Origin of the sequence: Streptomyces sp. NPDC004266, from assembly GCF_042874095.1 — a bacterium.
Lineage (GTDB): Bacteria > Actinomycetota > Actinomycetes > Streptomycetales > Streptomycetaceae > Streptomyces.
On the sequence record NZ_JBIAMM010000012.1, the window covers coordinates 12,973 to 38,103 of the forward strand.

Here is a 25,131-nt window from a genome sequence, read left to right on the forward strand (position 1 = left end):
GCTCAGTCTGGCAGCAGTGACGGCGGCTCCGGCAGGGGACCGTCCGATGGGCGGGACGTCCGTGCGGGGCCCCTGCCGTCGCGGGACTGCTCGTGGGCGAGGAAGTCGACGACGAGGTCGCCCCAGTCGTCGTACGAGGGGGTCGCCCCGGGCTTGACCCGGCTGAGGCCGTGGCCGGGGTTGTCCGGGGCGACGGTCTCGAACCCCCGCTTGGCGAACGGGGCGCCGAGGACGAGGGACCTTCGGAACACGCCCCAGGGCATGCCCGGGCTCTCAAAGTGCCGGCGGCTGCGGCACGGCGCGATTTCCGTACGTGAGCACCCGGGCAAGTCCTAGGCGGTGACCCCGTCGCAGGCGATGCGCAGATGGCGCGGCCCGCGCAGTACGGCGTTCTGGCGGTACGGGGGCGGGTCCTCCAGCAGGCGTGGGTTCTCCAGTCTCCGGGCCAGCTCCGACAGGGCGAGTTGGGCCTCCAGGCGGGCCAGCGGTGCGCCGAAGCAGCTGTGGATGCCGCTGCCGAGGCCGAGGTGCTGGACGTCCGGGCGGTCCGGGTCGAAGCGGTCCGGGTCCTCGAAGCGCTGGGGGTCGCGGTTGCCGGACGCCAGGACCAGCCAGAGGGTGGAGCCCTTGGGGATGGTGACGCCGCGGACCTCGATGTCGGCGAGGGTGGTGCGCTGCGGCAGCAGTTGCACCGGTGGTTCGAAGCGCAGGAGTTCCTCGACGATGGGCACGGCCAGGCGCGGTTCGGTCCGCAGGCGCCGCAGGACGTCGGGGTTGCGCAGCAGGGTCAGCATGCCGTTGGTGATGAGGTTGACCGTGGTCTCGTGCCCGGCGATCAGCAGCAGCGCCGCCGTGCTGAGCAGTTCCATCGTGGTCATGGGGCCGTCCTCGCCCTTGGCCGTCGCCAGTTGGGAGAGCATGTCGTCCCCGGGGTTCTTGCGGCGCTCCTCGATGAGGCCGGCCAGGTACATGCCCAACTGCATCCGGGCCTCGTGCGCGCCCTTGTCCCGCTCGGCGGGATCGGCGTCCGGGTCGGGGTCCAGGCTGGCGGCGAGGGTGTCCGCCCAGGTGTGGAAACGCGACTCGTCCTCGCGCGGCACTCCGAGCAGCCTGCAGATCACCGTGACCGGGAAGGGGTACGAGAACTGTTCCACCAGGTCGATGCCGGCTGGGTCGGTGAAGCCGTCGATGAGGCCGTCCACGATGTCGTGGAGCTCCGGGCGCATTCCGTCGACGCGGCGGGGCGAGTGGGGCGGGCCGAAGTGCCGGTTCGTCATGCGCCGCATCCGGTCGTGTTCCGGCGGGTCGAGCCGCAGGAAGCCCGGTGGCAGGGCGCCTTCCTGCGGGCTCTCCTCGGCCAGCGGATCAGCGCTGTTCGAGGCCAGGTTGCGGGCGTCGGAGCTGATCCGGGGATCGTGCAGGAGGCTGCGGATCTCGTAGTAGGTGCTGATCACGTACGGCCCGTCGGCCGTGTGGTGGACCGGCGTCTTCCGCAGCTCTTCGTAGATCGGGTACGGGTCGGCCCGGTTGGCGTAGTCCAGGATCTGGTGCAGCAGGGATTGCGTCATGGCAGGTCCTTGTGGCCGTGCGGGTCAGTGCGCGGGGGTGAACGTCATCCGGCGGTCGGCCGGCGAGTATCCGCTGAGGGTCACGGTGGGGCCGTGACTGGGGACCGAGGGGTCGGGGAAGTCCGCGTCCATGGGACGCTGTCCGTCCGGGTGCCGGTCGACCGTCGCGAACTGCGGCGGGAACGGCGCGGTGCTCTCGATGAGTTCCTGGTAGAACGGCAGCCATCGGCCGTGGTCGAAGGAGACGGCACCGATGACGCGCCCCTGGTACCCGTAGACGCCGACGAAACGGCGGCTGTCCAGTGAGCCCTGCGCGATGAGGATCTCCGTCCCCATCGACGGCACTCCGACCGACTTGACGTTGACTCCGAACTGGGAGGACCAGAAGGCCGGCACGTCCATGTGCGGCAGCCGGTCGGTGCTCTCGCTGAGCATGTTGTGCGCGGCGATCCCGGCCTGCGCGACGGCGTTGCCCCAGTGCTCCAGGGACAGGAACTGGTAGCCGAACAGGGGGTGCGGGCAGCGGGCGACGTCACCCGCCGCGTAGATGTCGTCGGTGACGATCCCGCGGATGTCGAAGGCCCGGCAGCCGGCGTCGCAGGCGATGCCGCGGGGGCCCGCCCCGAGTCCGGAACCGTACAGCCATTCGGTGTTGCGGAGGGCGCCGAGCGAGACGACCACCACGTCGGCCTCCACGGTGGAGCCGTCGGACAGGTGTGCCGCGCGCACCCGTCCCGAGGCGTCGCCCTCCAGAGCGGTCACCATGACCCCGCACCGCAGGTCCACGCCGTGCTCGCGCTGGAGGTCGGCGGCCACCGCGGCGACCACCCCGCCCAGTGCGCCGACCAGGGGCGCGGCGCCGCGTTCGGTGAGGGTGACGGGGAGGCCGCGTTCGCGGCAGGCGGAGGCGATCTCCGAGCCCGCGAACCCTCCCCCGATGACGAGGACCCGTCGGGGTCCCTCGGCGAGCCGCCGGGCGAGTGCGGCGCCGTCGGCGCGGGTCCGCAGCACGAAGACGCCGTCGAGTTCCGCCTCCTCCTCGCGCGGCCACGGCCGCGCCCGGACGCCGGTGGCGATCAGCAGGCGGTCGTACGGCACCTCGTCGCCGTCGGCCAGCCGCACCGTCCGGGCGGCCATGTCCAGGCCGGCGGCGGGGACGCCGAGCCGCCAGGTCGCGTCGACGGAGCGGAGCCGGGGCAGTGCGGTGCGGTCGGCACGCGCCCTGCCCAGCAGCACCCCCTTGGACAGCGGGGGACGGTCGTACGGCTCGTAGGGCTCGTCGCCGATCATGGTCAGCGATCCCGCGAAGCCCTTGGCGCGCAGGGTTTCGGCAGCCCGCAGGCCGGCCAGCGAGGCGCCGACGACGACGATGCGGCCCTCGCGCCTGAGCTGCTCCAGGGCTCCGTCACCGAGCATCGGGCACCGCCTCGGCCGGCTCGTCCACGGCGTCCACGGCGTCCACGGCGTCCACGAGGATGGCCTGCACGGGGCAGGCCGCGGCGGCCTGGGCCAGCTTGTCGCGCTGTGCCTCGTCGGCGTCCGGGTCGTACAACAGCGCCTCGTCGCCGTGCATCGTGAAGATCTCGGGAGCCAGGAACGCGCACTGCGCGTAGCCCTGGCAGCGGTTCAGATCGACGGCAATGCTCACCACGGGGTTCGGTCCTTCCAACGGCCAGGTCAAGCCCCCTGCGCCCACTCTCGACGGCGGGGAGGGCCACGGCGACGGGGAGCGGACTGTTCGGGTGAGCGGTACGGCCGGATCAGGTCGGGGCGGCAGGCGGCGACGCGACGGAACGCCCGCCCCAGAGGATGTTCAGGCTGAGGACCAGCACCCAGGCCGGGAAGACCAGTTCCGACCAGGGCACGTCCGCTCCCACCACGAGCAGCGCCAGGCCCGCCAGCCAGCCCAGGACGGCGAGGGGGCGCGGGAGGACGCCGAGCCGGCGGCCGATGGTCGAGGTGGTGATGACGAACACCGCCGCCATCCGCATGGCGTACGTGGTCAGCAGGGCGTAGGCGAGGTCGCTGCCGAAGGAGGAGCCCTGCCGGCCGTCGTCGAGGACGGTCCAGGCCGTCGCGGCGGCGGCGAACAGCATGGCGACGAAGATCAGGCCGCTGCCCTGGAACACGGTGGAGACGAACTTGTCCTCGCGCTCGCCCGCCTGCTCGCGCAGAGCGCCCATGAACCAGAGGAACGCGATCCCGGCGAACGGGATCAGCTCCAGTGCCGTCCGGACGGCACTCCGCTGTCCCGCGTCGACGGTCACGTCGTCGACGCCGCCCGGCAGGGCGATGCGCACCAGGACGATCGCCACGGCCGTCAGGATCGCGAACGCCACCCCTGCCACCCCGGCGGCCCGGGGTGTCGCGAGGCGCTTGTGCTTCCGCTCCATGGTCTCCCGCTTTCTGCCTGCGCTTCCTTCGTCCAGACACCGGTGAGCGCGGGACGCGCGCCACCGGGGTCACCCGGGAGGAAGAGCCGGATGCGCCATACAGGCCATGGCGTGGCCGGGAGGCGCGTCCCGTGAGGCCGTCTCCTCGGCGCCGACGTGTCCGTCCTGGTCCGGACGGTTGGCGACTCTTCGCCACCTCTCTCGCATTGCGAATGATGTGCCGTGCGCGCGCCATAGATTCCCTCTGAGTGACAGTCAGTGCTCACCTCACCAGGCAGGAGTGCTCATGCATGTTCGTCAGCGCGTCACGGGGACCGTCGCCGCTCTCGCCCTCGCGGCGAGCGGCCTGCTGGCCGCCGCCCCCACGGCGTCCGCGTCCGCCCCGGCCGCCTTCAGCTGTTCCGCCCGTCTGGTCACCGGCAGCGGCGGTCACCGAGGAGCCGAGATCAGGTGCACCGGGTCTTCCTTCACCGGGGTCGTCGACTGCAAGCGCACCGACAACGGCTACGTGTACCGGCACTTCGGCAACCGTGTCCCGTCGGGAGGCACTTCGACCGTCTGGTGCGACCTGAACGCCACCGTCATCCAGGCGTACGGCACGCCCAGCTGACCGGGACGGACTGAGCACGGGACCGCCGCCCCGGGCCGCTGGCCGAGGGGCGGCGCCCCACCTGGCGCCGGGTGCGCCTGCTCGGGTCGCGTGCGGGACACCGGCCGCCGCCCGACGCCGCGGCCACTTGCGACGTCTCGGAGGACGGCTGAAGCGCATCACCCGGCCGGCTGAGGCCTTCGAAGACGGCGGGGTGATGTGCCCGGGCCTCCTCGACGGCCGGCTCGTCCGTATCCGGGCGGCGGCTGCTCGGGGCCGGCTCTCACCCTTCGACGTAGTCGACGAGCTGCATCATGCCGAGGTCTTCGTGGTGCAGCTGATGGCAGTGGGCGATGGTGCGGCCGGTGAAGTCCTCGTACGCGACCAGGAAGGTGACGGACTCTCCGGGTCTGCCGCCGGCCAGGCCGATGGTGTCGTGCCAGACCGGCGGGTCGAGCCGTCGGCCGTTGCGGTGGGTGAGAAGGACCTGGTTGGTGTGCAGGTGGAAGGGGTGCCGGTGCGCCGGCAGGGTTTCGTCGGTGCGGACGGTCCATCGCTCGACGGTGCCGAGGCGCAGGGTGTGGTTGGTGCGGTCCGGGTCGAACAGGCCGTAGGCCGGGTCGCGGGTGAGGTCGCCGTGGGGGTCGGCCGCGGGGGTCGGGTTGGTGCCCAGGACGCGGAAGGCGTTGGGGAACGCCCCGGGGAAGACGCCCGCATCGGCGTGGAAGAGCACTTCACGGTCCGCGTCGGGGTTGGCGATGTCCCTCTCGTCGAGGAAGGGTCTGCCCGGGGGCAGCGCCGTCGGCAGGTCCATCGGCGGCTGGAGGGGCTCTCCCGCCACCTCGATCGTCATCAGCGGCCCGGGCACCCCGTCGGCCCGCAGTTCGTACCGGCCGGGGGTGTCGCCCCGGACCAGGACATCGGCGCGGTTGCCCATGGCCAGGTCCAGCAGGTCCAGGGCGACGGGTCCGGCGAAGGTGACGCCGTCCTGCGCGATCTGGTGCATCGGCAGGCTTCCGCGGCCCCCGACGGCGCGGTCCCCGACGATCCGGAGCCGCAGGGCGGTGAACGCGGTCGCGGCGACCAGCCGCCACCGCTGCACCTCGCCGGGGCGCAGCCGCAGGGTGGGATCGACCGTGCCGTTGACGGTGAAGACGGAGGGGACGCCGGTCACCCAGCCGCCTGAGGTGAAGGCGGGGACCTTGCCGTCCTTGACCTTGAGTTCGTTGACGCACACGACGAGGTCGGCGGCCGCCCTGATCTCGGGCACCTCGTCGACGTCGCCCTCGACGACGATCACCCCGGTCATGCCGCCGACGATCTGCTCGGCGATGGCGCCGTGCAGATGGGGGTGGTACCAGTAGGTGCCGGCGGGGTGGTCGGCCGGCACGTGGACGGTCGTCACGTACCGCGGCTCCGGGGCACCGGCGGCGACCTCCTCCTGGGTGCGTGGCGCGAACTCGCGCAGGACGTTGTCGGCGAGCCCGGACGGGGAGACGTGCATCCCGTGGGTGTGCAGGTTGAAGCTGTTGGGGTGGTGCGGCGTGTTGTGGCCGCCGGTGTGGGGCGGGTTGGGCGGAAGGCCGTTGACGTGTGTCAGCCGCAGGGTCTGCCCACCGCGCACGCGCAGGGTCGGTCCCGGGATCGTCCCGTTGTACGTGCGGGTGGTGATCCGGCCGTGGCCCGGCACCGAGACGTCCGTGAACCGGACGTCGAGCGTCTGCTCCAGCACCGGCGACGCCGAACCGGGCACCGGCCGCGAGGTCGACACGGCAGGCTGCGGGAAGGGCGTCGACGCCGCACCTGCCCGCCGTACGCCCGGGGTTCCGCCGGCCGCCGCCGCGAGACCCACGACGGGGACGGCCTTCAGAACGGATCGACGGCTGATTCCGCTGCTTTCTCCCATACCCGGGCAATCTAGATCAGTGCGACCGACGCAGCCCGGGTGGCGCACCACGGCCACCACGAACCGCCCCCGCCGGGCGGCGACGGCCGGCCGGCGGAGGAGCCCGGCACTTCCCGGGACGTGTGGCGCGCCGTGCCCGCCTTCACCGGGGGACGGCGGGAGGGCCGGGGCTCCGGCCCGGCGGGAGAGAAGAGCGGCCGCCTCAGGGACAGCGCGATGCGGCGGAACGGCCCCGTCGAGGGCCGATTCGGGCCGTCCGCGGTGCCGTCGTCAGTCCCGGCATCCGTAGGCGGCGGCCACCTCCTCCAGGCCGCCGTCCGTGCCGCCGCCCTCGCCCGCCCGGGCGAGGAAGAGCACGCGGGCCGGCACGCCGGCCGCCGCGTACGCGGTGAGACGGTGGTGACCGTCAAGTACCGCACCGACCAGCCACCGTTCCTCGTGCCGGGCCTCCACGTACCGGTCGTCGAGCCAGCCGAGGATCACGGCGGCCGGCCGTTCTCCCGCCGCCACGGCGGCCGCGTGGCGGGCGACGGTCGTGGGGTCGAGCGCCTCGGGCGGCTGTGAGGGCAGGAGGGCGCCGTAGGTGGACGGCACCCGCGCGCCCGGAACGGGCGTTGTGAGCTGGAAGTGCGCGACGCCGGGCCAGTGGTCCTCGGGGCGGTCGTCGCCGTACTCGGAGTCGTCCTCCTCCGCCCGGGTCGTGACCCGGCGGTACCACCAGGAGCGGGCCGGGTCCGTCACCCGCTCCAGCGGGAGGTCGAGCAGGAGGGCGCGGTAGTGGCCGGTCTCCAACTCGCCGAGGACGGGGCCCCATTCGAGGAACAGCTCGGCGTCGAGGCGGTCCAGGTCGGCCAGCCGCCCGCGCATACGGGCCGCGATCCGGGTCGCCTCCTCGTCCGGCCAGTCCAGCAGCGTCAGACCGAGCTCGCACGTGCCGCAGGACGAGCCGACCCGGTACAGCGGCTTCCGGTCGAACGTCAGCGACCGGTCCCAGCGCGGCCAGGAGGCACCGGGCGACGGAGGGTCGAAGGCGATCCGGACCCGGCCCGCTCCCCCGTCGACGGAGAACCGGGCCCGCGCCCCGGACTCGACGACGAGCTCCCGCACCACGGCGGGTGCGCGCTCGGTGCGGCCGTCGGCCCAGACGGCGCGCACGGCCGCCGCGTACGCCGCCCCGCTCGCCGATTCCGGCAGGAGCGGGTCGCGTCCGGTGAGCCGTACGAGTGCGTGGTGGACGTCGTACACCCCCTCTTCGCCGCTCTCGGCGAGCCATCGGAGCAGGTGCGGTACGGCGGCGGGGTCGCTCATCAGCTCCAGGGCGACGGCGAACGCCGTGCGGTCCAGCCCGGTCACCTCGGACAGCCGCCCGGCGATCGGCACCGTCCACTCACGCGCGCCGAGGCGGCCCAGCGCGAGGGCGGCGCGGCCGCGCGGGGCGGCGGGGTCCGACAGAAGGGCTCCGAGGCGCGGCGCGAAGGACGGGTCGCCGGAGAGGCCCATGGCGTCGACGAGTTCGGGAGCGGGCGAGCCACCGGGGCGGGCGTCCTTCCCGTCGGGCGCCGGGGTGTCGTCCGCGTACGTGCGCAGCAGTTCGGCCGGCAGCCGCAGTCCGCGCGTCACGGTGGTCCGCAGCAGGTCCCGGCGGTCGTCGGCGGAGAGCGGGGGCTCGGCGAGCAGGCGCAGCAGTACCGCGCCGCCGGGTTCGCCGAGGATCCCGAGGAGCCAGGTGAGGTGCGCGCCGGAGGCGGCCCTGTCCGTGTCCGATCGGTACAGCTCCTCGACCGCCGCGGCGAGGCGGTCGGGCCGGTCGGTCTTCAGCGCGTACAGCGCGGACCACGGGTCGTCGGCGCGCAGGGCGGCGCGGAGACGTGCCCGGACGGTGTCGTCTTCCCCCATGCGGGCAGTATCGGCCACGGAGGGGCGGGGCGGCGCCGTGGCGGGGACGACACCCGTCCGACCGGGCATGTGCCCGACGGGGCCCGTCGGGTCTCGCCGGGGCCGGGCAGGGGGACGGCGCCCGCGTGCCGGCGATCCGCGTGGACCGGCGCGGCGGCCCCTCGGGCACTCCTCCCGCCACCGCCCCAGAGCCGGACCACTCGTCCCGCCACCGCCTCAGAGCAGGTCCCGGCGGTCGTCCTCGGTCACCGTCGGGGCGACCGGAGGAACGACCATCCGGCGGCGGCGCAGGATGCTCGTGTACACGGCCGTGCCGATGATGCCGACGGCCATGAAGATCAGCCCCACCAGGTCGAGGTTGACCCCGTCGAGCTGCCAGTCGGTCGCGAACGTGAGGATGGCTCCTACGGCGATCAGGATGATGCATATTCCCAGACCCACGGTTCCTCCCTTGTCGGAACGGACGGGTTCCGGCTACCCCGCCCCGCCGGTCTCATCCCCCGGGCGGCGACGGCGGTCCCCGTCGGCGCCGTGGAGGCGGTGTGTTTGCCCGGCGGGCCGGCGGTGAGGCGAGAAGGACGACCGGATTCCATTCGTCCACTGGGGAGCCATGGAAAGCTTTGTTCGACTGGCGATCGTCCTCAGCGGCTCGACGCTGGCGGCCCTGACCGTCGGCCGGGCTGCAGACCTCCTCGCGCGGTACGCGGACGCGCGCCGTCCCGACACCCCGCTCTGGGGGCTGTTGAGGCGCTGCCGCACACCGCTGTACGTCGTGCTGCTCTGCGCCTTGTTCCGGTGGTCGTACCGGGCGACGGACTGGCCCCCTCTCCTGGACCACTCCGAAGGGCTCGACCACCTCCTCCTGTTGTGCCTGATAGGCGGCGGCGCCTGGCTGACGGTCCGCTTCGTCTCGGCCGTCGTCGAGTCCTCGTACGCGCGGTACGCCGGACGCACGCGCAACGCGGCACGGCTGCGCCGCGTCCGTACGCAGGTCACGCTGCTCACCCGGGTCGTGTCGGTGGTCATCGGCGTGATCGCCGCCGCCTTCGCGCTCGTCACCTTCCCCTCCTTCCGGGGGCTCGGTGCGTCACTGCTCGCCTCGGCCGGGATCATCGGCATCGTCGCCGGCGTCGCGGCGCAGTCGACCCTCGGGAACCTCTTCGCCGGCTTCCAGATCGCCTTCGGCGACATGGTCCGCATCGGGGACACGGTGGTCGTCGACGGGGAGTGGGGCACCGTGGAGGAGGTGACGCTCACCTTCCTCACCGTCCGGACGTGGGACGAACGCCGGGTCACCCTGCCCGTCTCGTACTTCACCTCGCGCCCCTTCGAGAACTGGTCGCGCGGCGGCAACGAGCTGACCGGGACGGTGTTCCTCTACTGCGACCACTCCACACCCGTCACGCTGATGCGCGCCCACCTGCGGAAGTTCCTCGACGACTGCCCCGGCTGGGACGGCCGGGCGTGGGACCTCGCCGTCACCGACACGTCCCCGACCGGCATCACCGTGCGCGCCCTCGTGACCGCCAAGGACGCGGACGACCTGTGGACGACCCGCTGCGCCGTCCGGGAGGAGCTCGTCGCCTGGCTCACACGGGAACACCCCGCAGCCCTCCCCCGCATCGTGACCGCCCCGGCGGCCGACGCACCACAGTCCTGACGTGCGTGCCCACCACCTGCTCGACGCGCCCACCGCGCCTCGCCCCGACGGCGGACCTACGGTGGCGTCATGAGCGACCCGGAGAAGAACAAGGCCACGGCCAAGGCGTTCTACGACCTGATGTTCAACCAGTGCCGACCCGCCGAAGCCGTCGACCGGTACGTCGGCGCCACCTACATCCAGCACAACCCGCACGTCGGCGACGGCAAGCAGGCTTTCATCGACTACTTCGAGCGGATGGCCGCCGAGTACCCGGGCAAACGCGTCGAGTACAAGCGCGCCTTCGCCGAGGGCGACCACGTCGTACTGCACTGCCACCAGACCTGGCCCGAGGAGGAGTACGCCGGCATCGACATCTTCCGCTTCGACGCCGAGGGCAAGATCGTCGAGCACTGGGACGTCCTCCAGGTCGTCCCGCCCGCCTCCCAGAACGACAACACCATGTTCTAGGGGGGGTTCGACCCGGTCCACGCCGTTCCCGGGTCGTCGTCCGCCGGTCCACGCCGTTCCCGGGTCGCCGTCCGGCCGGGCGCGGCGCGGCACTGGGCGGTGCCATCGCCCTGTGCCGCCCCTCCTGGCCCCGGACGCCCGCACTCCATGAGGGGTGTGACGCCCGTCACGTGGCATGATGTCACGTCTCGGCGACGAGAGGTGTCCTGGGGGCGTGACCGAACACCACGCGTTCCACAAGGTCGTGGGCGGCGGCGGTCCCGCCGGAACGCTCGCGGCCGGTCGGCGGCGGACGCGTGACGACGTCGACCTCACCCGGTCGATCCGCGCCCGCAGTTCGTCGGTACGTCAGGTGGCGCACCGTGCCGGCGAGCACGTACGGGCGCGGCGCAGGCGCCTGGATGAGGGAAGCACGCCTGGCGGAAGTCCTGCTGTGGCCGCGCGGTGGCGAGGTGGGCCTCGCGCCGAGTTCCCGGCCGTCCCTGGGGGGCCGTACCGTCACGGCAAGGACAGCCGACGCCTGAGATTCGGCGACGTCACCCCGTATCCGCCTTCGATCCCAAGACGCAGCAGCGCAGCGGTGCCTTCGATCGGGCGACTCGCTGTCTTGCTGCGCCGCCGGTACGGGCTGGCGCCGACAGCTCCTCGTGGCGCATGCCCGCGACCTGCTCGGGCGGCGCCGTACGTCGGTCGCGGGGCCGGCCCCTGGACGACCGCTCGCTCTGCGGTACGGCCATGAGGGGCCGCGCCGACCCCCGTGCCGGTGGGGCCCCTCGTCGCCGTGCCGGTGCGGCCCTCCTCAGGCCGGGTACGTGATCGAACCCAGCGGCGGGCAGGGGGTGAGGGTGGTGCCGGCGCCGGGGCGTTCGACGAACGCCCGGGCCTCGGCGGCCCGCAGGCGCCGGGAATCCAGGTCGTCGGCGTGCCAGGCGTCGTGCCTGGCACGGGAGTAGTCCCACGAGTCGTCGATGAGGCTGAGGCTGGTGTTGCCGGAGCTGCGCTGGAAGTCCGTCTTCAGGGCGGCCTGTCGGAGCGCGGTCTGGGTCGCGGCAAGATCGATGCGGGCGACCAGGACGCCGACGGTGTGCGGTTCACGGGTCGGCATGGGGGCCTGCGGGAGCAGCGACACCCCGGTGTCGAGGCGGCCGAGGTTGTCGATCATCGCTTTCTGGGCGTCCTGCGTCATGAGGTGCATCTCCCGGTGCAACCAGAAGAGCTCGTCGAGGTCGGCCGCCGTGATGCGCATCCGCTGGTACAGGGCCCGGAAGCGGGGGTCGTCGTGCAGCGGGCGCATGGGGGCGGCGTGGAGCGTCACGCAGTCGTTGTAACCGGCTGCCGCCGCGGCGTCGAGGTGGAAGACGCTTCGGTCCGCCTGTCCGCGTGCGATGGCCAGGACGCCGAGGCTCACGTGGCCCGCGGCGACGAGCCATGTGCCGTCGGGGCCGAGCGTCGTGGCGCGCGCGACGACGTCGTGGAAGCCCGTGGTGACGTCGACGCTCGGTGAGGCGCCGAGGAATCCACGCGCGGGCGAGGACCCCTGCCCCGGCACCCTCGCGTCGGCGCCCTCGGTCATGAGCGCCACCAGCAGTTCGTGAACGCGGGTGGCCAGCGAGTTGACGGTGTCGACCATGGATCTCCTCGAACCTCGGTGGTGAAGAGCGAAGGCGGTGGGGAGTCCGTGGCGGCTCCCGTGGAGAGGACGGGTGGACGAGGTGAGTGGTTCCTGCTCGTCCGTGCCGATCGCGGCCGTGGTCAGCGGGCGTCTCGGTGATCACTGGTCGAGGCCGCTGAGGGCACGGGCGAGAGCGACGGCGACGAGGTGGTCCGGCAAGTGCCGCGTGGTGGGCGCGCGGAGAGCATCGCGCACATCACCGCGAGGGGGATCTCCGCGACCACGGCCATGGCGAGGGCGGTGGTGAGCTCCGTGCCGGGCGTGGCGGTGGCGAGGTCGACGCAGGCGTCGGCGACGAGCAGCACCGCCGCGGCGGCCGCGGGCAGGCGGTGACGGCCGTCGCCGTGCAGCAGGCGACTGCCGGCGGCGATCAGCGCGGCGGCCTCGAAGGTGTCGAGCGTGATCCAGGCCGCGGCCTCGGCGGGCGGCAGGGTGGCGGCGAGGTAGCCGAGCCAGGGCAGCAGGGCGAGGCCCGCGCCCATGAGCACGCGTCCCTGCCGGCGGGCGGCGCGGGTCGGGCGGGAGGAGCCACGGGGTGCGAAGGCGGCCGTCGGGCACCCGCGGGTGGGGGCGCCGAGAGTGATGAGGGTCATGGCGGAGGTCTCTTCCGGTGTCATGAACCCGGCCGTCGGGCTCGTGACCCACCCTGCTTTTCCCGTCGGCGGAAGTCGGTAACACCACTGTCCGTCCTGGGGTGGTGCTGGTTGCACCCCCTTTCCGGACAGCAGCTCCATGGCAGGTCGCGACGCCCGGCATGATCCGAAAGACAGGCCCTAGTGTTGGATCATGAAGATCCCGCCCGCGTCCCGACGCGCGCTCGGCCGCCTGACCCGCGACGTCTCCTTCGTCGCCCTGGGGGTGCCGCCGCATCTCCTCATGGGATTCCTGCTGTTCATGGTCTACGGCCTCGTCTGGGAGGTCGTCGAGGGACGGGACAGCAGCGCGCCGCTGCTCCTGGGGCCGGCCCTGGTGCTGGTGGTGTCGGCCGTGCCGGCCCTGACCGCGGCCCAACGCCGGCGGTTCCGGCGGCTGCTCGGCATCGAGATCGCCCGCCCGGGACGGCGTCGGCCCTGGCGGCAGTTCGTCTACCACGGTCCGGTGGGATTGCTGCTCGGCGGGCTCGAAACGCTTCTGCTCGCCGCGCTGTCGACGGGCCTGGCCGCCGTCACGGTGTACGTGTGGGTCTGGGCGGTCCCCCGGCAGTGGCGGATCGACCACCCCGGCCACACCACCCAGGCGCTCTACGTCACCCTGACCGGTCTCGCCGTGCTCGCCGCCGTCCCCGCCCTCGCCGCGGCCCTGGTCCGCTTCGAGGCACACGTGGCCCCCGGTCTGCTGGGACCCGACCCGCACGAGGACCTGGCGCGGCGGGTGGCCGATCTCACCGAGAGCCGGGCCGGTGCGGTGGACGCCGCGGATGCCGAACGGCGGCGCATCGAGCGGGACCTGCACGACGGCGCCCAGCAGCGTCTGGTGTCGCTGGCGCTGAATCTGGGTCTGGCCAGGGCGACGCTGAAGGATCTGCCGCCGGAGGTGCTGGAGGTGATCGACACGGCCCACCGGGAGGCGAAGGAGGCGATCGAGGAACTCGACCAGCTCGTCCGCGGGCTGCATCCCGCCGTACTGGACGAACTGGGGCTGGACGCGGCGCTGTCCGGGCTCGCGGCGCGGGCTCCGCTGCCCGTACGGCTGCGGGTGGACCTGCAGCGGCGGGTGGCCCCCGCCGTCGAGGCGGTCGCGTACTTCGTGGTCTCCGAGGCACTGACGAACATGGCCAAGCACGCGCGGGAGGCGACCCGGGCGGATGTGACGGTCACCCGGCTGGGCGGGATACTGCGCGTGGTGATCGCCGACGACGGTACGGGCGGAGCCGATCCGTCCAAGGGCAGCGGACTCAGGGGACTCGCCCAGCGCGTGCGGTCCGTGGACGGAACCTTCAGGATGACCAGCCCCGTCGGGGGCCCGACCATGATGAGCGTGGAGCTGCCGTGTCCGACTTGAGCCGTACCGCGTCCGACACGAGCCGTGCGGTGCCGGACGGGAAGCGCGTCGTGATCGCCGAGGACTCCGTGCTGCTGCGGACCGGGCTGGTCAAGCTGGTGGAGATGGCGGGATTCGAGGTGGCGGCCGAGGCCGGGGACGCTCCGGGGCTGCTGGCCGCGGTCGAGGAACACCGGCCGGACCTCGCGGTGGTGGACGTCCGCATGCCGCCCGGCTTCACGGACGAAGGGGTGCGCGCCGCGCTGTCGATCCGCCGCGACCGGCCGTCGACCGCCGTGCTGTTGCTTTCCCAGTACGTCGAAGAACGCTACGCGGCCGAGCTGCTCGCCACCCACACCAGCGGGGTGGGCTATCTGCTCAAGCAACGGGTCGTGGACGTCGAGGAGTTCATCGAGGCCCTGCGGCGCGTGGCGGGCGGAGGCACCGCGCTCGACCCGCAGGTCGTCGCCCAGCTGCTGGTGCGGCGGCCGAGCGATCCGCTGGACCGGCTGACCTCCCGCGAGCGGGAGGTGCTGGCCCTGATGGCCGAGGGTCGGTCCAACGCGGGCATCGCCGCCCGACTCGTGGTCAGCGAGAGCGCGGTCGCCAAGCACATCAACAGCATCCTCGCCAAACTCGACCTCCCCAAGGCGGACGCCGACCACCGCCGCGTGCTGGCGGTGCTGCACTTCCTGGGCGTGGCGGACTGCTGATCCTCGCGGAGCGGGCGGGCGCGTCCCGACTCCTCCGGCCCCGGCCGGAGGAGTGCGCGTCAGGTGGCCGTGGGCCAGGTCCGCAGCAGGGCGGCGATCCTCCCCGCCGTGCAGGTGGGGTCGAGGAGCAGGTCCTTCAGGGCGATGGCGTCCTGGCGGGCCGGCTTGACGGGGACTCCGGCGGCTTCGAGGTACATGACGCCGGTCGCGGCGGCGACGGCCAGGTTGGAGCGCTCCAGCCAGCGGCACCGGCCCAGGGTGTGCATCAGGGCGGCGGCCTTGGCGTAGGGACCGTCGTACACCGGCTGTTCGAGCACCTCGGCCCGGTGGCGGGCGACGGCCGACACCGGGACGCCGTAGTCGTCGGGGGACGGGTCGTCCGCTCCGGCGGCCTCGGCGACCTGCAGGATCCAGGGAACGTCGATGTGCAGTTCCATCACGCCGCGCGCGTTTCCCGGGGCGCCTGCTGGGCCTGCTCGGCCTCGTCGAAGACCGCCTGGTGTTCGGCCAGGAAGCGGGCGGCCGCGTCGACCGCTCGGGCGCGCAGGCCGCTGGCATCGTCCTGCACGAGCCGGGCGAGGTAGTCCCCCACGCTCAGCCCCAGGTCGGCGGCGCGCTTCTTCGCGAGTTCCGCCACGTCCTCGTCCACGCGCGCGCCCAGCTGTGTCTTTGCCATACCCGCATGGTAACAGCCGTTACCTCGCGGGCCAAGGGGGCCGGGGCCGGCAGGCCGCGGCGCCGCGCGACCCGGACGCCGGTGTGCGCACCACTCGTTCCGGTGATGTGCGCGAGTCCGCCCGGAGGAGAGCGAGGAGGCGGGCTGCGACGGCGGCGGCGAGCACTCCGCTCGGATCTCCTACGCTTTGGGTGATCGACGACCTGCGTACGCGGCCGAGTTGCCTCGCCACCGCCGTACGGAAGGTCCGACCGAACACTCACGGGGCGGCGGGGAGACAGGGGCTCCTCCTCCGTCGCGGTTCGAAAGGAATCTCCATGAATCTGCCCGCATCAGGCAGGCGCGTCCTTGTCAGTGGCGCGTCACGTGGCCTCGGGCGCGCGGTGGCCCAGGCGTTCGCGGCCAACGGCGACCGGGTCGCCGTCCACTTCGGCTCGCGTGCCGAGGAGGCGCGCGTGAGTCTGGAGTCCCTCACCGGGACGGGTCACGTGCTGGTCGGCGGCGACCTCGCGAACCCGGCGCAGGCGGCCGCCGTGATGGACATGGCGGCGGAGGGCCTCGGCGGGATCGACGTGTTGGTGAACAACGCGGCGGTGAACGTCCGTCACCCCTTGGCGGAGACCTCGTACGAGGAGTGGGTGGCGGTGTGGCAGCAGCACGTGGCGGTCAACCTGCTCGCCACCGCGAACCTGAGCCATCTCGCCGCCCGGCTCATGATCGAGCAGGGTACGGGGGGCCGGATCGTGAACATCGGCTCCCGTGGCGCCTTCCGGGGCGAGCCCGACCACCCGGCGTACGGGGCGACGAAGGCCGCCGTGCACGCACTGGGCCAGTCGCTCGCGGTCTCGCTCGCGCCTCATGGGATCGCCGTCGCCTCGGTCGCCCCCGGCTTCTTCGCGACCGAGCGCGTCGCGCCGCGCCTGGAGGGGCCCGAGGGCGAGTCGATCCGGAAGCAGAGCCCGTTCGGCCGGGTGGGATCGGCCGAGGAGATCGCGGCGGCGGTGCTCTGGCTCGCCTCTCCCGCCGCCGAATGGTCCTCCGGCACGATCCTCGACCTCAACGGCGCTTCTCATCTGCGGAGTTGATGGCGGCGTACGAGAGCGGGCCCGCCTCCCGGTCCGTGCCGCCGCTGTTCCGGAGCAGCGGACCGGGGGGTGAGCCGGAACGGCGAGGCGCGCGCCGGTCAGGGGCTCGGCGTGTGGCGAACGGCCAGGAGAGCGACGTCGTCGTCGTTGTCCGGGGGGCGTACGCGGGCGAGGAGCTCGTCCGTGAAGGACTCCAGGGGGCGGTGGGCCAGGGAGGCGGCGTGGCGGCGGAGGTGGGTCAGGCCGTCGTCGAGGCTGCGGGCCGGGGATTCGATCAGGCCGTCGGTGTAGAGCAGCAGGGTCGCGCCGGGCGGGATCTCGGTGGTCGCGTCGGGGCGGTCCTGTTCGGGGGCGATGCCGAGGAGGACCCCATGGCCCTCGGTGAGGTATCGGGCGACGCCTTCGTGGGTGACCAGGAGCGGTGGGGGGTGGCCGGCGTTGGTCCAGGAGAGCTCGCACCGGCCGTCCCGTTGCGTCATGCGGGCGAAGACCATGGTGGCCAGGGAGACCTCGGCGACGTCCACGGTGGCCCGGTCGAGCCATTCGACGACCTTGCTCGGCGGTTTCCGCTGGGACAGGGCGTAGGCGCGCAGCATGTTGCGCAGCTGGGCCATGCCGGCCGCGGCCTCCAGGTCGTGGCCGACGACGTCGCCGATGGCGAGGGCGGTCGCGCCGTCCGTCAGGGTGAACACGTCGTACCAGTCGCCGCCCACCTGGGAGGCGTCCGGCGCGGGCAGGTAGCGGGCGGTCATGGTGTGGGCGGGGGTGTACGGCAGTTTCGGCAGCAGGTGGCGCTGCATGGTCTCGGCGACCTTGCGCTGCCGCTGGTAGAGGCGGGCGTTCTCCAGGGCGAAGCCGGCGCGGCGGGCGATGTCCTCCAGGAGGACGGTGTCGGTCGCCGTGAACCGCTGCGGCTGGTCGGCACGGCCGAGGGTGAGGGCGCCCAGCACCTCGTGCAGGCTGCGGAGCGGGACCATGATCGCCGAGTGCATGCCGGTCGCGTCGAACAGGCGCCGCTGCTCGACGGCGATGCCGGAGTCGGGCGGCCCCTGGTAGGTCTCGGGGCCGGCGAGGGAGGACGCCACGCCGCGCAGGGCGCGGGACAGGGGCATCGAGGACTCCTGCGGCACCGGTGGCATCGGGCCCTGGAGGTCGTCCCGGAAGGCCACGCCGCCGTCCTCGGCGTGGGCCACGGCGAAGCGCCACACCTCGTCCCGCTCTCCGATCAGGTCGATGACCGCCCAGTCGGCGAGGCGGGGCACGACCAGGTCGATCAGGTGGCGCAGCGCTTCGTGGACGTCGAGGGTGGAGGTGAGCAGGGTGGTCGTCTCGGCGAGCAGGGCGAGCCGTTCCAGTTCGGAGAGCTGCGTATCGCCGAGGGGACGCCGGACGGGTCGGTCGGCGGGCCGGACGGAGTGGAAGAGGACGAGCGTGGCGGACGGGCGGGCGTCGGTCCGGCACGGGGTGGCGAGCCACGACACCGGCAGCAGGGTGCCGTCGCCGCGCTCGAGCCACTCGCCCTCGCCCTGCTCCGTGCGCCCGTCGAGGGTGCTCTCCCGCAGCGGGCACTGGGTCCGCGGCACTCTCGCCCCCGTCCCGGTGCGGTGCAGCAGGTCGTGGGCGTCCTGGCCGAGCAGGTCGGCGGCGGGGCGGCGGAGCAGGTTCTCCCCGTGTCTGTTGACGGCGACGATCCGGCCCTGCTCGTCCGTCAGGTAGGCGCCCGAGCCGAGATCGTCCAGGGTCGCGGTCACAGCGTCCTGCGGACCGTCCGAGCCCGTCATGGCGTGCGCCTCCCGTCGTGGGGCCCTCCTTGTTCCTGCGGGTGCCCCCCGGGCGCCGGGTGATGCCCGTCCGCGGCCTTCGGTCCGGCTCGGCCGGGTGACGGGTACGGGCGCCGCGCTGTCGTCACCGGCCGACTCCGCGTGTCCCCGCCGCGTGGTCCGCCCGCACCGGACGCTCCTTCCCTGGTCGGGGTGCGTCGGGCGATGCGCGGTGTGCGGTGCCGGGACGGCCGGCAGGCGGCCCGGCGTCGTGGTTCCGGTTCGAGGGGGCGCACCGGGGCGGGCGGAGAGGCGCAGAAGTTCCTTGTGCCCGGTGCGCGTCCTGCAGTGGGCTGTCCCCCATGAAGAAGAGAAGCGTCGCCTCACTGACCGCGGCCCTGGCCGTGGCAGCCCTTCTGTCGGCAGGTGTCCCGGAGCAGCGTGCGGTGGCCGCCGATTCCGGTGTCGATCGTTCCTCGTCCGGCGTCGAGTCGGTGTTCCCGCGCGGAGTGGACCTGGACACGGTGACGATCCCCGAGTTGCAGGCGCGCATGAGGCGCGGGCACCTGACCTCGGCGGAGCTGACCCGGGCGTACCTCCACCGGATCGAAGCGGTCGACCCGAAGATCGACGCGGTGCTGCGCACCGACCCGACGGCCCTGAGCCAGGCGGCCGCCAGTGATGTCAGGCATCGCCTCGGCAAGGTCCGCGGCCCGCTCGACGGCATTCCCGTCCTGCTGAAGGACAATGTGAACACCCGGGACATGCCGACGACGGCGGGGTCGCTGGCACTGGCCGGAAGTCCGCCCGCCACGGACGCCGAGCTGGTCGGGAGACTGCGCGCGGCGGGGGCGGTGATCCTCGGCAAGGCGAACATGTCCGAGTGGGCCAACTTCCGCGCGGCGAAGCCGACGTCGGGCTGGTCGGCGGTGGGCGGGCAGACGCACAACCCCTACGTCCTGGACCGCAATCCGTGCGGTTCGTCCTCCGGTTCGGCCGCCGCCGTCGCCGCTTCGCTGGCGCAGGTGGCCATCGGCACCGAGACGGACGGCTCCATCGTGTGCCCGGCCGGGATGAACGGGGTCGTCGGCCACAAGCCCAGCCTCGGACTCGTCAGCCAGGCGGGCGTCGTCCCGATCTCCGCCGAGCAGGACACGGCCGGCCCCCTGGCACGCAACGTCGTCGACACGGCGATCGCCTTCTCGGTGCTCAGCGGTCAGGACGCCGGCGGTGCCCCCGGCCTCACGGAGGCGTTGCCGCGTCCCGGATCCCTGCGCGGCAAGCGGATCGGCCTGTGGCGGCTCCCCTCGCTCGGTGCCGACGTGGACGCCCTGATGACCCGGACCGCGGCACGGCTTCGCTCCGCCGGGGCCCAGGTCGTCGAGGTGACGCCCCCGTACCAGGACAGGCTCGCGGAGCTCGAGTTCCCCGCCCTGCTGAGCGAGTTCCACCGGGACATCGACGCCTACCTCGCCTCCCGCAACGGGCCCCGCGACCTCGCCGGCCTGATCGAGTTCCACCGCGCGCACCCGGCCGAACAGACCTGCTTCGCCGGTCAGGAGCTGTTCGAGCAGGCCCTCGTCGCGCCGTCGACCACGGATCCGCGCCACCGGGCCGTGCGCGCGGAACTGAAGGACCTGTCCCGGCGTTCCATCGACGAGACCATGGCCGCCCACGACCTGGACGCCATCGCCTCTCCGGCGAACCCGCCCGCCTGGACGACCGACTGCGCCCGGGGCGACAACGACGTGATCCCGTCCTCCACCCCGGCCGCTGTCGCCGGCTACCCCTCGCTGTCCGTCCCCGCCGGATTCGTCGGCGAGCTGCCGGTCGGCCTGCTCCTGATGGCCGGCGACCGCCAGGACGCCGACCTGTTGTCGCTGGGGGCCGCGGTCGAGCAGCGGCTCGACGCCTGGCGCGCGCCGCGGTACCTGCCCTCGGTGACGTCTCGCAGCACGGGCCAGGAGCTCTCTTCCGGTTCTCGGTGGGGCACGCTCGGCCCGAAGTGATCAGGTGGCTGCGGCCTGGACGTGCCCGGCGGTAGCCTGCGCCGGTGGTGATCTCTCTGCTGTGGCACATCGCCCACCGGAATGAAGCCGGTGCGGACGGGACCGCTCTGCACGTCGACGGCGAGAGCGTGTTCATCGACGAACAGGACGGTGACGACGTCAAGCTGCTCGGCGTCTACTCCTCCCGGGCCAAGGCCGAGGAGCGCATCCGCCGAGCGCGACTCCTGCCGGGCTTCGCCGACGAGCCGGAGTGCTTCGTCGTCGACGACTACACGCTCGACGAGGACGAGTGGCCGGACGGCTTCGAGACCGGGTCCCTCTCCGTCCGTGCCACTCCGCCTCCGAGCTCGCCCCACTGACCACACGGGGATTCCCGCGATGCGCGGTCCGGCGGGGTGGACGGTCGCGGGCCTGCCGTACCGGACGGCGGGGCCGCGCCACTGCTCGAACGTGCTGGTGCGGCGCTCGACCGTGTCGCGTCATCCGTGGGCATCGCGGGCGAAGGGCGGTGACCGCCTGCCGCGGCCGCTTCCACCGGCCTTCTCCCCAGCCCTGTCGAACCGGCGCCGCGGCCCGCGTCGGCGCACGGCCGACACCGGCGCGTCCGCCGGCTACTGGACGAACGGCAGGAACAGGTCCGCCGTGGCCTCCGCGTGAATCGTGAACTGCTCCCGTGCCTTGGCCGGATCGCTGTGCTCGATCGCCGCGACGAGCGCGCGATGCTGCTGGTCCGGCATGCTGCGCGACTCCACTCCGCCGGGATGGTCCGCGAGGAGCCGGGTCAGCTCGTCCTGGATGCCCTGCTCGGCCTCCAGCAGCCGCCGCGAGCCGGACAGTTCGGCGATGTGGAGATGCAGTCCGGCGTCCAGGGTGCGATAGGCCTCCGCGTCGGCGACCGCCTCGTCCGTGGCGGCCTCCAGTTCGCGCAGCCTGGCGAGGCCTGCCTCGGAGGCGCGACGCGCGGCCCGGGCGGACGCCTCTCCGGACACCGCGATCCGCCAGGCCGTCAGCTCTTCGATGTCGGCCTGTGTGTACGGGTGGAGAGCGGTCAGCTCCCGGATGCGGCCGAGGACGTTCGGGACCACGTAGGTGCCGGCCCGGTGCCCGCGCCGGGTCTCGATCAGTCCGTCCTCGCGCAGGACCGCCATGGCGTGCCGCATGGTCATCACGGCGACGCCGAACATCTCGGCAAGGGCCTTCTCCGGAGGGAAGCGATCACCTCCGACCAGAATCCGCGCACCGATGAGCTCGTTGAGCCGCCGTGCGACGGCCTCCGCGGCTCCCGCCGAGCGCACCGGCGCAATGTGCTGTTCCCAGCCCTTGTCGTCCATGAAACCTATCCTCTAGATTTCGCACTTCAACCGCAAGTCGCGATCAGCAGGAGAGCCTATGAGCACGACTGAGCCCACGGCACCGGCCCCCCTCATCGGGATACCCGTGCGCCTCAGTGACGCGGACGCGCCCGGCGCCGACCAGCGCGTCCTCGAGGCGAACCGCGTCTTCGACGACGTCGTCGCGCTGATCCGGGCGGCGGGCGCCGAGCCCGTCCTGCTGCGGCCCTCCTCCGACGGAAGCCCGCCCGACGAGCGGCTCGCAGGCTGCCGCGGCTTCGTGGTGCCGGGCGGCGGGGACGTCGACCCGGCCCTGTACGGGGCCGACCCGCGGCACCCCGCGCTGTACGACGTCAATCCCGCGCAGGACCGGCTCGACACGGCCGTCATCCGGTACGCCCTCGAGAACCGGCTGCCGCTCCTCGGCATCTGCCGCGGTATGCAGCTGCTGAACGTCGTCCGGGGCGGCACGCTCCACCTCGACCTGCCGAGGACCTCCGTGGCACACGACCCGAAGAACGGCGAGGAGTGGACCGTCCACGAGGTCGCGCTCTCGGCCGGCAGCGCGGTGGCCCGGGCGTTCGGGCGCGACCGGATACCCGTGTCGTCCGGTCACCACCAGGCCGTCGACCGCGTCGGCGACGGCCTGCGGGTCTCGGCCCGCGCCGACGACGGATGCGTCGAAGCCGTCGAGTCCTCCGCGGGACCCGAGTCCCCGCACGCCGGCGCATGGACCCTCGGAGTCCAGTGGCATCCCGAGGCGTCCGTCCCCGCTCCGGAGCTGCGACTGCCGCTGTTCCGCGCGCTCCTCGAGCAGGTGCGTCCCGAGACGCAGGCGGGAGTCCGGTCATGAAGGGGAACGAGGCAGTGACGCGGCCCATGGGCGCGAGCGGCACGGCGGGCCGGGGGCCCGGCGCGTGCGGCGCGTTCCGTGACCGGGGCGGCGCGCCTGGCGGGAGATGATGGGCGGAGAAGGACGGAACGCGAGATCAGGAGCTTCCATGGCGAACCGGGTTCACCGCCCCCGTGAGGACGCGGAGGTCGATTTCATCCTCAGGATGAGCGAAGTCCCGGTCCTCGCGTACTTCATCGGGACATGGCCCAAGGCGATCGAGCCCAGCCGGGTGATGGACCTCGTCGTCGGTGCCGTCGCCGACGAGTACGCGGGCCGCCTGACGGCCGTCCGCGTCGACATCACGCGCTGTCCGGCCGCGAGCGAACGGTACGGGATCACCGGAGCCTCGTCCTACGTCCTGCTGAAGGACGGGCAGGCGGTGGCACAGGGCACGGGTCCCACGAGCAGCGGCGAGGTCCGGGGGCTCCTGGAGGACCACCTCTGAGAGGTGGTTCCCGCCGAGGTCCGGGCGCGCTCATCGGAGGCGGGGCGGCACGGGGCCGCACAGCTGGTTGCCGGGTTCGGCCGGGTCGTCGCTGGTCCAGAACTGGATCCACAGTTCGGTGAACTCGGTACGGCTGAGGTGACCGTCCCCGTCCCGGTCGAGGCGGTCGAAGACGTCGCCGAGGTCGACGCTCTCCCCGTGCCACGTGTCGACCAGCCGCCGGTGCTCGACGGGGGAGATACGGCCGTCGCCGTTCTCGTCGACGGCGTCGAAGACGGTCTCGGCGGTCTCGGCGACGACCTCTCTCATGGTGGGCAGCCGGTCCACCATGGCGAGGATCTCGTCCAGGTCGACCCTGCCGTCCCCGTCCGCGTCCACGTGCGCCGCGAGCAGGTCCCACCAGCCCAGCATGACCGTGTCCACGCGTGCGGCCAGTTCGGATCCCGGCCGCACGCGGGGCAGGTCCTTCCAGCGCTCCGCGAGGGCCTGGAAGTCGCGCCGGTCGAGGTAGCCGTTGTCGTCGGCGTCGAACGCGCGGAACATGGTGACCAGCTTGTCTCGCTGGAACTCGCTTGCCACAGTCGGCCCTTCCGTCGGGGAGTCCTCGGCGATCCTGCCCCGGAGCGGCCGCTCCCCACCGGCGCCCGGTGACGCGGAAGGGCGTGCGCCGCACCCCGCCCGCGCGCCCGCCGTCTCGCGCGCCCTGCCCGGGGCGGCCGTCACCGGCAGCGCGCGTACAGGGTGGTGCGGAGCTGCGCCGCCCAGGCCCGCGGGTGTGTGGTGTTGCCGTTGTGGCCGCCGGGGAAGGTGACGACCGGTCGTTCGAGCAGTGCGCCCAGACGGTGCGCGGCCTGGTGGTCGAAGATCGTGGTCGGCGTGGTGCGCCCGACGGCCGGCAGGATGCGGACCCCGGTGGTGCCGAGGCGGTCGCGGCATCCGGGGTCGGTCCGCAGCGTGGTGAACTCCTCGGTGATGAAGCGGGCGAAGTTGCTCCGGCGCTGTTCGTCCATCGGCTGCGGGGTCAGGTCGGGCTCCGTGTCGGGGTGGGCCGGGTCGATGCCGAGGGACTTCGCGATGGCCGGGAGGGCCGCGGGCAGACCGCCCGTGGCGAACAGGTCCTGCAGTCCGGCCAGTTCTCGGCGGTGGGAGTCGGCTTCCGCGTCGAGCAGCCAGGGGGCCACGGGCTCGTGGGCGATCAGGGTGTCGAGCTGGTCGGCGTGCTCGACGGCCAGGTGCAGTCCGATCACCGCCCCGAAGCTGCAGCCGAGCATGAGGGCCGGGCCGTCGGCCACGTGCGCGAGGAGGCGGTGGGCGTCGTCGGCGTGATCGGTCATGGCGACCGGCCGACGGGGGTCGTCGAGGGTGCTGCGGGACAGGCCCCGGCGGTCGTAGGTGATCAGGGTGAAGTCGTCGGCCAGGGCGTCGACGAGGTCGGTGGTGCGCCGGGCGTCTCCTTCGCCGCTCTGCGCGATGAGGAGGAGCGGGCCGGTTCCGCGCTGCTCGAAGTGGAGCGTGGCGCCGTCGACGGGCAGCAGGCCGGTGGTCGGCATGGGTTCTCCTTCGTCGGTGGTGCCCTCACACTAATGCATCACTTCAGATGCATCAAGATTGATGCATCTGAAGTGATGCATCTTGAGTGATGTACCTTGTTGCGATGAACGGCATGGACCTGGCCCTGCTGGGCCGCACCCTCATGAAGCTCGGCGAGGCCGCCATCCCCACCGAGGGCATCGGCTCCCACGGGACGAGCACGCAGTCGGTGATCATCGTTGCGGCCGACATCAAGGCCCATCCCGACACGCCCGTCAAGGACATCGCCGCGCGGACCGGTTTCCCCCAGAGCAAGGTCTCCGCCTGCGTCGCCCGTCTGCGGGAAGCCGGTGCGGTCGAGACCCGCACCGACCCCGCCGACCGCCGGCGCACCCTCATCGCCCCCTCCCCGACCGCCTCCCCCCGCGTCGCGGAAGTCCGCGCCGCCGACGTCGACGGCGTCCTCACCCGCGCGCTCGAGGACCCCGCGCGCCTGGAGGAGGTCAAGGCCGCGCTGGGCGTCATCGCCGAACACCTCGGCCCGAGCGCCCTCACGCGCATAGGCGGCTGAGT

27 protein-coding genes are annotated in these 25,131 nt (G+C 73.0%); 11 read left to right on the plus strand and 16 right to left on the minus strand.

The features are described 5' to 3' along the window. Window positions 1–2: 2 nt before the first annotated feature. The 5 genes from ACFYUZ_RS26435 to ACFYUZ_RS26455 all read right to left on the minus strand — a co-directional run bounded on the left by ACFYUZ_RS26435 (window position 3) and on the right by ACFYUZ_RS26455 (window position 3,961). Window positions 3–251 carry a hypothetical protein gene (locus ACFYUZ_RS26435; protein ID WP_389313225.1) on the minus strand — a complete coding sequence of 83 codons (249 nt, stop codon included), beginning with the start codon at window positions 249–251 and terminating at the stop codon, window positions 3–5. Window positions 252–332: 81 nt separating this feature from the next. Then, on the minus strand, window positions 333–1,568 hold the full coding sequence (locus tag ACFYUZ_RS26440) for a cytochrome P450 (protein WP_389313227.1): 1,236 nt from the start codon (window positions 1,566–1,568) through the stop codon (window positions 333–335). Window positions 1,569–1,592: 24 nt separating this feature from the next. Continuing rightward, window positions 1,593–2,984 (minus strand): NAD(P)/FAD-dependent oxidoreductase, encoded by a 1,392-nt coding sequence (locus tag ACFYUZ_RS26445; RefSeq protein WP_389313229.1) that lies wholly within the window; start codon window positions 2,982–2,984, stop codon window positions 1,593–1,595. After that, window positions 2,974–3,216 carry a ferredoxin gene (locus tag ACFYUZ_RS26450; protein WP_389313676.1) on the minus strand — a complete coding sequence of 81 codons (243 nt, stop codon included), beginning with the start codon at window positions 3,214–3,216 and terminating at the stop codon, window positions 2,974–2,976. The genes ACFYUZ_RS26445 and ACFYUZ_RS26450 overlap by 11 nt, the downstream gene beginning before the upstream one ends. A gap of 112 nt (window positions 3,217–3,328) precedes the next feature. Then, window positions 3,329–3,961, minus strand: coding sequence for a hypothetical protein (locus ACFYUZ_RS26455; protein WP_389313230.1), 633 nt, complete (start codon window positions 3,959–3,961; stop codon window positions 3,329–3,331). Between the two features lie 286 nt (window positions 3,962–4,247). Here ACFYUZ_RS26455 and ACFYUZ_RS26460 point away from each other — a divergent pair, with 286 nt between their 5' ends. After that, a complete protein-coding gene (locus tag ACFYUZ_RS26460; RefSeq protein ID WP_389313232.1) occupies window positions 4,248–4,571 on the plus strand; it encodes a hypothetical protein in 324 nt (107 codons plus the stop codon). A 262-nt stretch (window positions 4,572–4,833) separates the two neighbouring features. Here the strand turns inward: ACFYUZ_RS26460 and ACFYUZ_RS26465 are convergent, their stop codons facing one another. From ACFYUZ_RS26465 to ACFYUZ_RS26475, 3 genes are all read right to left on the minus strand, one after another. Next, a complete protein-coding gene (locus tag ACFYUZ_RS26465) occupies window positions 4,834–6,456 on the minus strand; it encodes a multicopper oxidase family protein (protein ID WP_389313234.1) in 1,623 nt (540 codons plus the stop codon). A 270-nt stretch (window positions 6,457–6,726) separates the two neighbouring features. Further along, complete coding sequence (locus tag ACFYUZ_RS26470) at window positions 6,727–8,352, minus strand: HEAT repeat domain-containing protein (protein WP_389313235.1); 1,626 nt, start codon at window positions 8,350–8,352, stop codon at window positions 6,727–6,729. 216 nt (window positions 8,353–8,568) lie between these two features. Then, window positions 8,569–8,793 (minus strand): DUF6458 family protein, encoded by a 225-nt coding sequence (locus ACFYUZ_RS26475; RefSeq protein WP_389313237.1) that lies wholly within the window; start codon window positions 8,791–8,793, stop codon window positions 8,569–8,571. A 169-nt stretch (window positions 8,794–8,962) separates the two neighbouring features. Here ACFYUZ_RS26475 and ACFYUZ_RS26480 point away from each other — a divergent pair, with 169 nt between their 5' ends. After that, window positions 8,963–10,012: a mechanosensitive ion channel family protein gene (locus tag ACFYUZ_RS26480; RefSeq protein ID WP_389313239.1), complete on the plus strand. Its 1,050-nt coding sequence runs from the start codon at window positions 8,963–8,965 to the stop codon at window positions 10,010–10,012. 69 nt (window positions 10,013–10,081) lie between these two features. Continuing rightward, window positions 10,082–10,462 carry a nuclear transport factor 2 family protein gene (locus tag ACFYUZ_RS26485; protein WP_389313241.1) on the plus strand — a complete coding sequence of 127 codons (381 nt, stop codon included), beginning with the start codon at window positions 10,082–10,084 and terminating at the stop codon, window positions 10,460–10,462. A 799-nt stretch (window positions 10,463–11,261) separates the two neighbouring features. On the opposite strand, the gene ACFYUZ_RS26490 is transcribed toward ACFYUZ_RS26485, so the two are convergent. Together ACFYUZ_RS26490 and ACFYUZ_RS26495 are read right to left on the minus strand one after the other, a co-directional pair. After that, complete coding sequence (locus tag ACFYUZ_RS26490; RefSeq protein ID WP_389313243.1) at window positions 11,262–12,092, minus strand: hypothetical protein; 831 nt, start codon at window positions 12,090–12,092, stop codon at window positions 11,262–11,264. A gap of 122 nt (window positions 12,093–12,214) precedes the next feature. Next, on the minus strand, window positions 12,215–12,727 hold the full coding sequence (locus ACFYUZ_RS26495) for a hypothetical protein (RefSeq protein WP_389313245.1): 513 nt from the start codon (window positions 12,725–12,727) through the stop codon (window positions 12,215–12,217). 193 nt (window positions 12,728–12,920) lie between these two features. On the opposite strand from ACFYUZ_RS26495, the gene ACFYUZ_RS26500 reads away from it, so the two are divergent. Together ACFYUZ_RS26500 and ACFYUZ_RS26505 are read left to right on the plus strand one after the other, a co-directional pair. Further along, window positions 12,921–14,135: a sensor histidine kinase gene (locus ACFYUZ_RS26500; RefSeq protein ID WP_389313247.1), complete on the plus strand. Its 1,215-nt coding sequence runs from the start codon at window positions 12,921–12,923 to the stop codon at window positions 14,133–14,135. Window positions 14,136–14,185: 50 nt separating this feature from the next. Continuing rightward, complete coding sequence (locus ACFYUZ_RS26505) at window positions 14,186–14,827, plus strand: response regulator (protein ID WP_389313677.1); 642 nt, start codon at window positions 14,186–14,188, stop codon at window positions 14,825–14,827. A 59-nt stretch (window positions 14,828–14,886) separates the two neighbouring features. Here the strand turns inward: ACFYUZ_RS26505 and ACFYUZ_RS26510 are convergent, their stop codons facing one another. After that, window positions 14,887–15,264, minus strand: coding sequence for a fic family toxin-antitoxin system, toxin component (locus ACFYUZ_RS26510; RefSeq protein ID WP_389313678.1), 378 nt, complete (start codon window positions 15,262–15,264; stop codon window positions 14,887–14,889). After that, window positions 15,264–15,503 (minus strand): hypothetical protein, encoded by a 240-nt coding sequence (locus tag ACFYUZ_RS26515; protein WP_030691035.1) that lies wholly within the window; start codon window positions 15,501–15,503, stop codon window positions 15,264–15,266. Before ACFYUZ_RS26515 ends, ACFYUZ_RS26510 begins: the two co-directional genes overlap by 1 nt. Before the next feature lie 317 nt (window positions 15,504–15,820). Between ACFYUZ_RS26515 and ACFYUZ_RS26520 the strand changes: the two genes are divergently transcribed. Next, a complete protein-coding gene (locus tag ACFYUZ_RS26520; protein ID WP_389313249.1) occupies window positions 15,821–16,588 on the plus strand; it encodes an SDR family NAD(P)-dependent oxidoreductase in 768 nt (255 codons plus the stop codon). Between the two features lie 98 nt (window positions 16,589–16,686). Here the strand turns inward: ACFYUZ_RS26520 and ACFYUZ_RS26525 are convergent, their stop codons facing one another. Further along, the gene (locus ACFYUZ_RS26525; RefSeq protein WP_389313251.1) at window positions 16,687–18,369 is read right to left on the minus strand and encodes a SpoIIE family protein phosphatase; all 1,683 of its coding nucleotides are present in this window, start codon (window positions 18,367–18,369) and stop codon (window positions 16,687–16,689) included. Window positions 18,370–18,710: 341 nt separating this feature from the next. On the opposite strand from ACFYUZ_RS26525, the gene ACFYUZ_RS26530 reads away from it, so the two are divergent. Together ACFYUZ_RS26530 and ACFYUZ_RS26535 are read left to right on the plus strand one after the other, a co-directional pair. Further along, the gene (locus ACFYUZ_RS26530; RefSeq protein ID WP_389313253.1) at window positions 18,711–20,357 is read left to right on the plus strand and encodes an amidase family protein; all 1,647 of its coding nucleotides are present in this window, start codon (window positions 18,711–18,713) and stop codon (window positions 20,355–20,357) included. 44 nt (window positions 20,358–20,401) lie between these two features. Further along, window positions 20,402–20,716 (plus strand): hypothetical protein, encoded by a 315-nt coding sequence (locus ACFYUZ_RS26535; protein WP_389313255.1) that lies wholly within the window; start codon window positions 20,402–20,404, stop codon window positions 20,714–20,716. Window positions 20,717–20,968: 252 nt separating this feature from the next. On the opposite strand, the gene ACFYUZ_RS26540 is transcribed toward ACFYUZ_RS26535, so the two are convergent. Then, window positions 20,969–21,688: a FadR/GntR family transcriptional regulator gene (locus ACFYUZ_RS26540; protein ID WP_389313257.1), complete on the minus strand. Its 720-nt coding sequence runs from the start codon at window positions 21,686–21,688 to the stop codon at window positions 20,969–20,971. A 58-nt stretch (window positions 21,689–21,746) separates the two neighbouring features. On the opposite strand from ACFYUZ_RS26540, the gene ACFYUZ_RS26545 reads away from it, so the two are divergent. Then, window positions 21,747–22,541 (plus strand): gamma-glutamyl-gamma-aminobutyrate hydrolase family protein, encoded by a 795-nt coding sequence (locus tag ACFYUZ_RS26545; RefSeq protein ID WP_389313258.1) that lies wholly within the window; start codon window positions 21,747–21,749, stop codon window positions 22,539–22,541. Window positions 22,542–22,689: 148 nt separating this feature from the next. After that, on the plus strand, window positions 22,690–23,028 hold the full coding sequence (locus tag ACFYUZ_RS26550) for a thioredoxin family protein (protein WP_389313260.1): 339 nt from the start codon (window positions 22,690–22,692) through the stop codon (window positions 23,026–23,028). Between the two features lie 30 nt (window positions 23,029–23,058). Here ACFYUZ_RS26550 and ACFYUZ_RS26555 read toward each other — a convergent pair whose 3' ends face one another. Continuing rightward, window positions 23,059–23,607 carry an EF-hand domain-containing protein gene (locus ACFYUZ_RS26555; protein WP_389313262.1) on the minus strand — a complete coding sequence of 183 codons (549 nt, stop codon included), beginning with the start codon at window positions 23,605–23,607 and terminating at the stop codon, window positions 23,059–23,061. 140 nt (window positions 23,608–23,747) lie between these two features. Continuing rightward, window positions 23,748–24,578, minus strand: coding sequence for an alpha/beta fold hydrolase (locus ACFYUZ_RS26560; protein ID WP_389313264.1), 831 nt, complete (start codon window positions 24,576–24,578; stop codon window positions 23,748–23,750). 104 nt (window positions 24,579–24,682) lie between these two features. Between ACFYUZ_RS26560 and ACFYUZ_RS26565 the strand changes: the two genes are divergently transcribed. After that, complete coding sequence (locus ACFYUZ_RS26565; protein WP_389313266.1) at window positions 24,683–25,129, plus strand: MarR family winged helix-turn-helix transcriptional regulator; 447 nt, start codon at window positions 24,683–24,685, stop codon at window positions 25,127–25,129. Window positions 25,130–25,131: the final 2 nt, after the last annotated feature.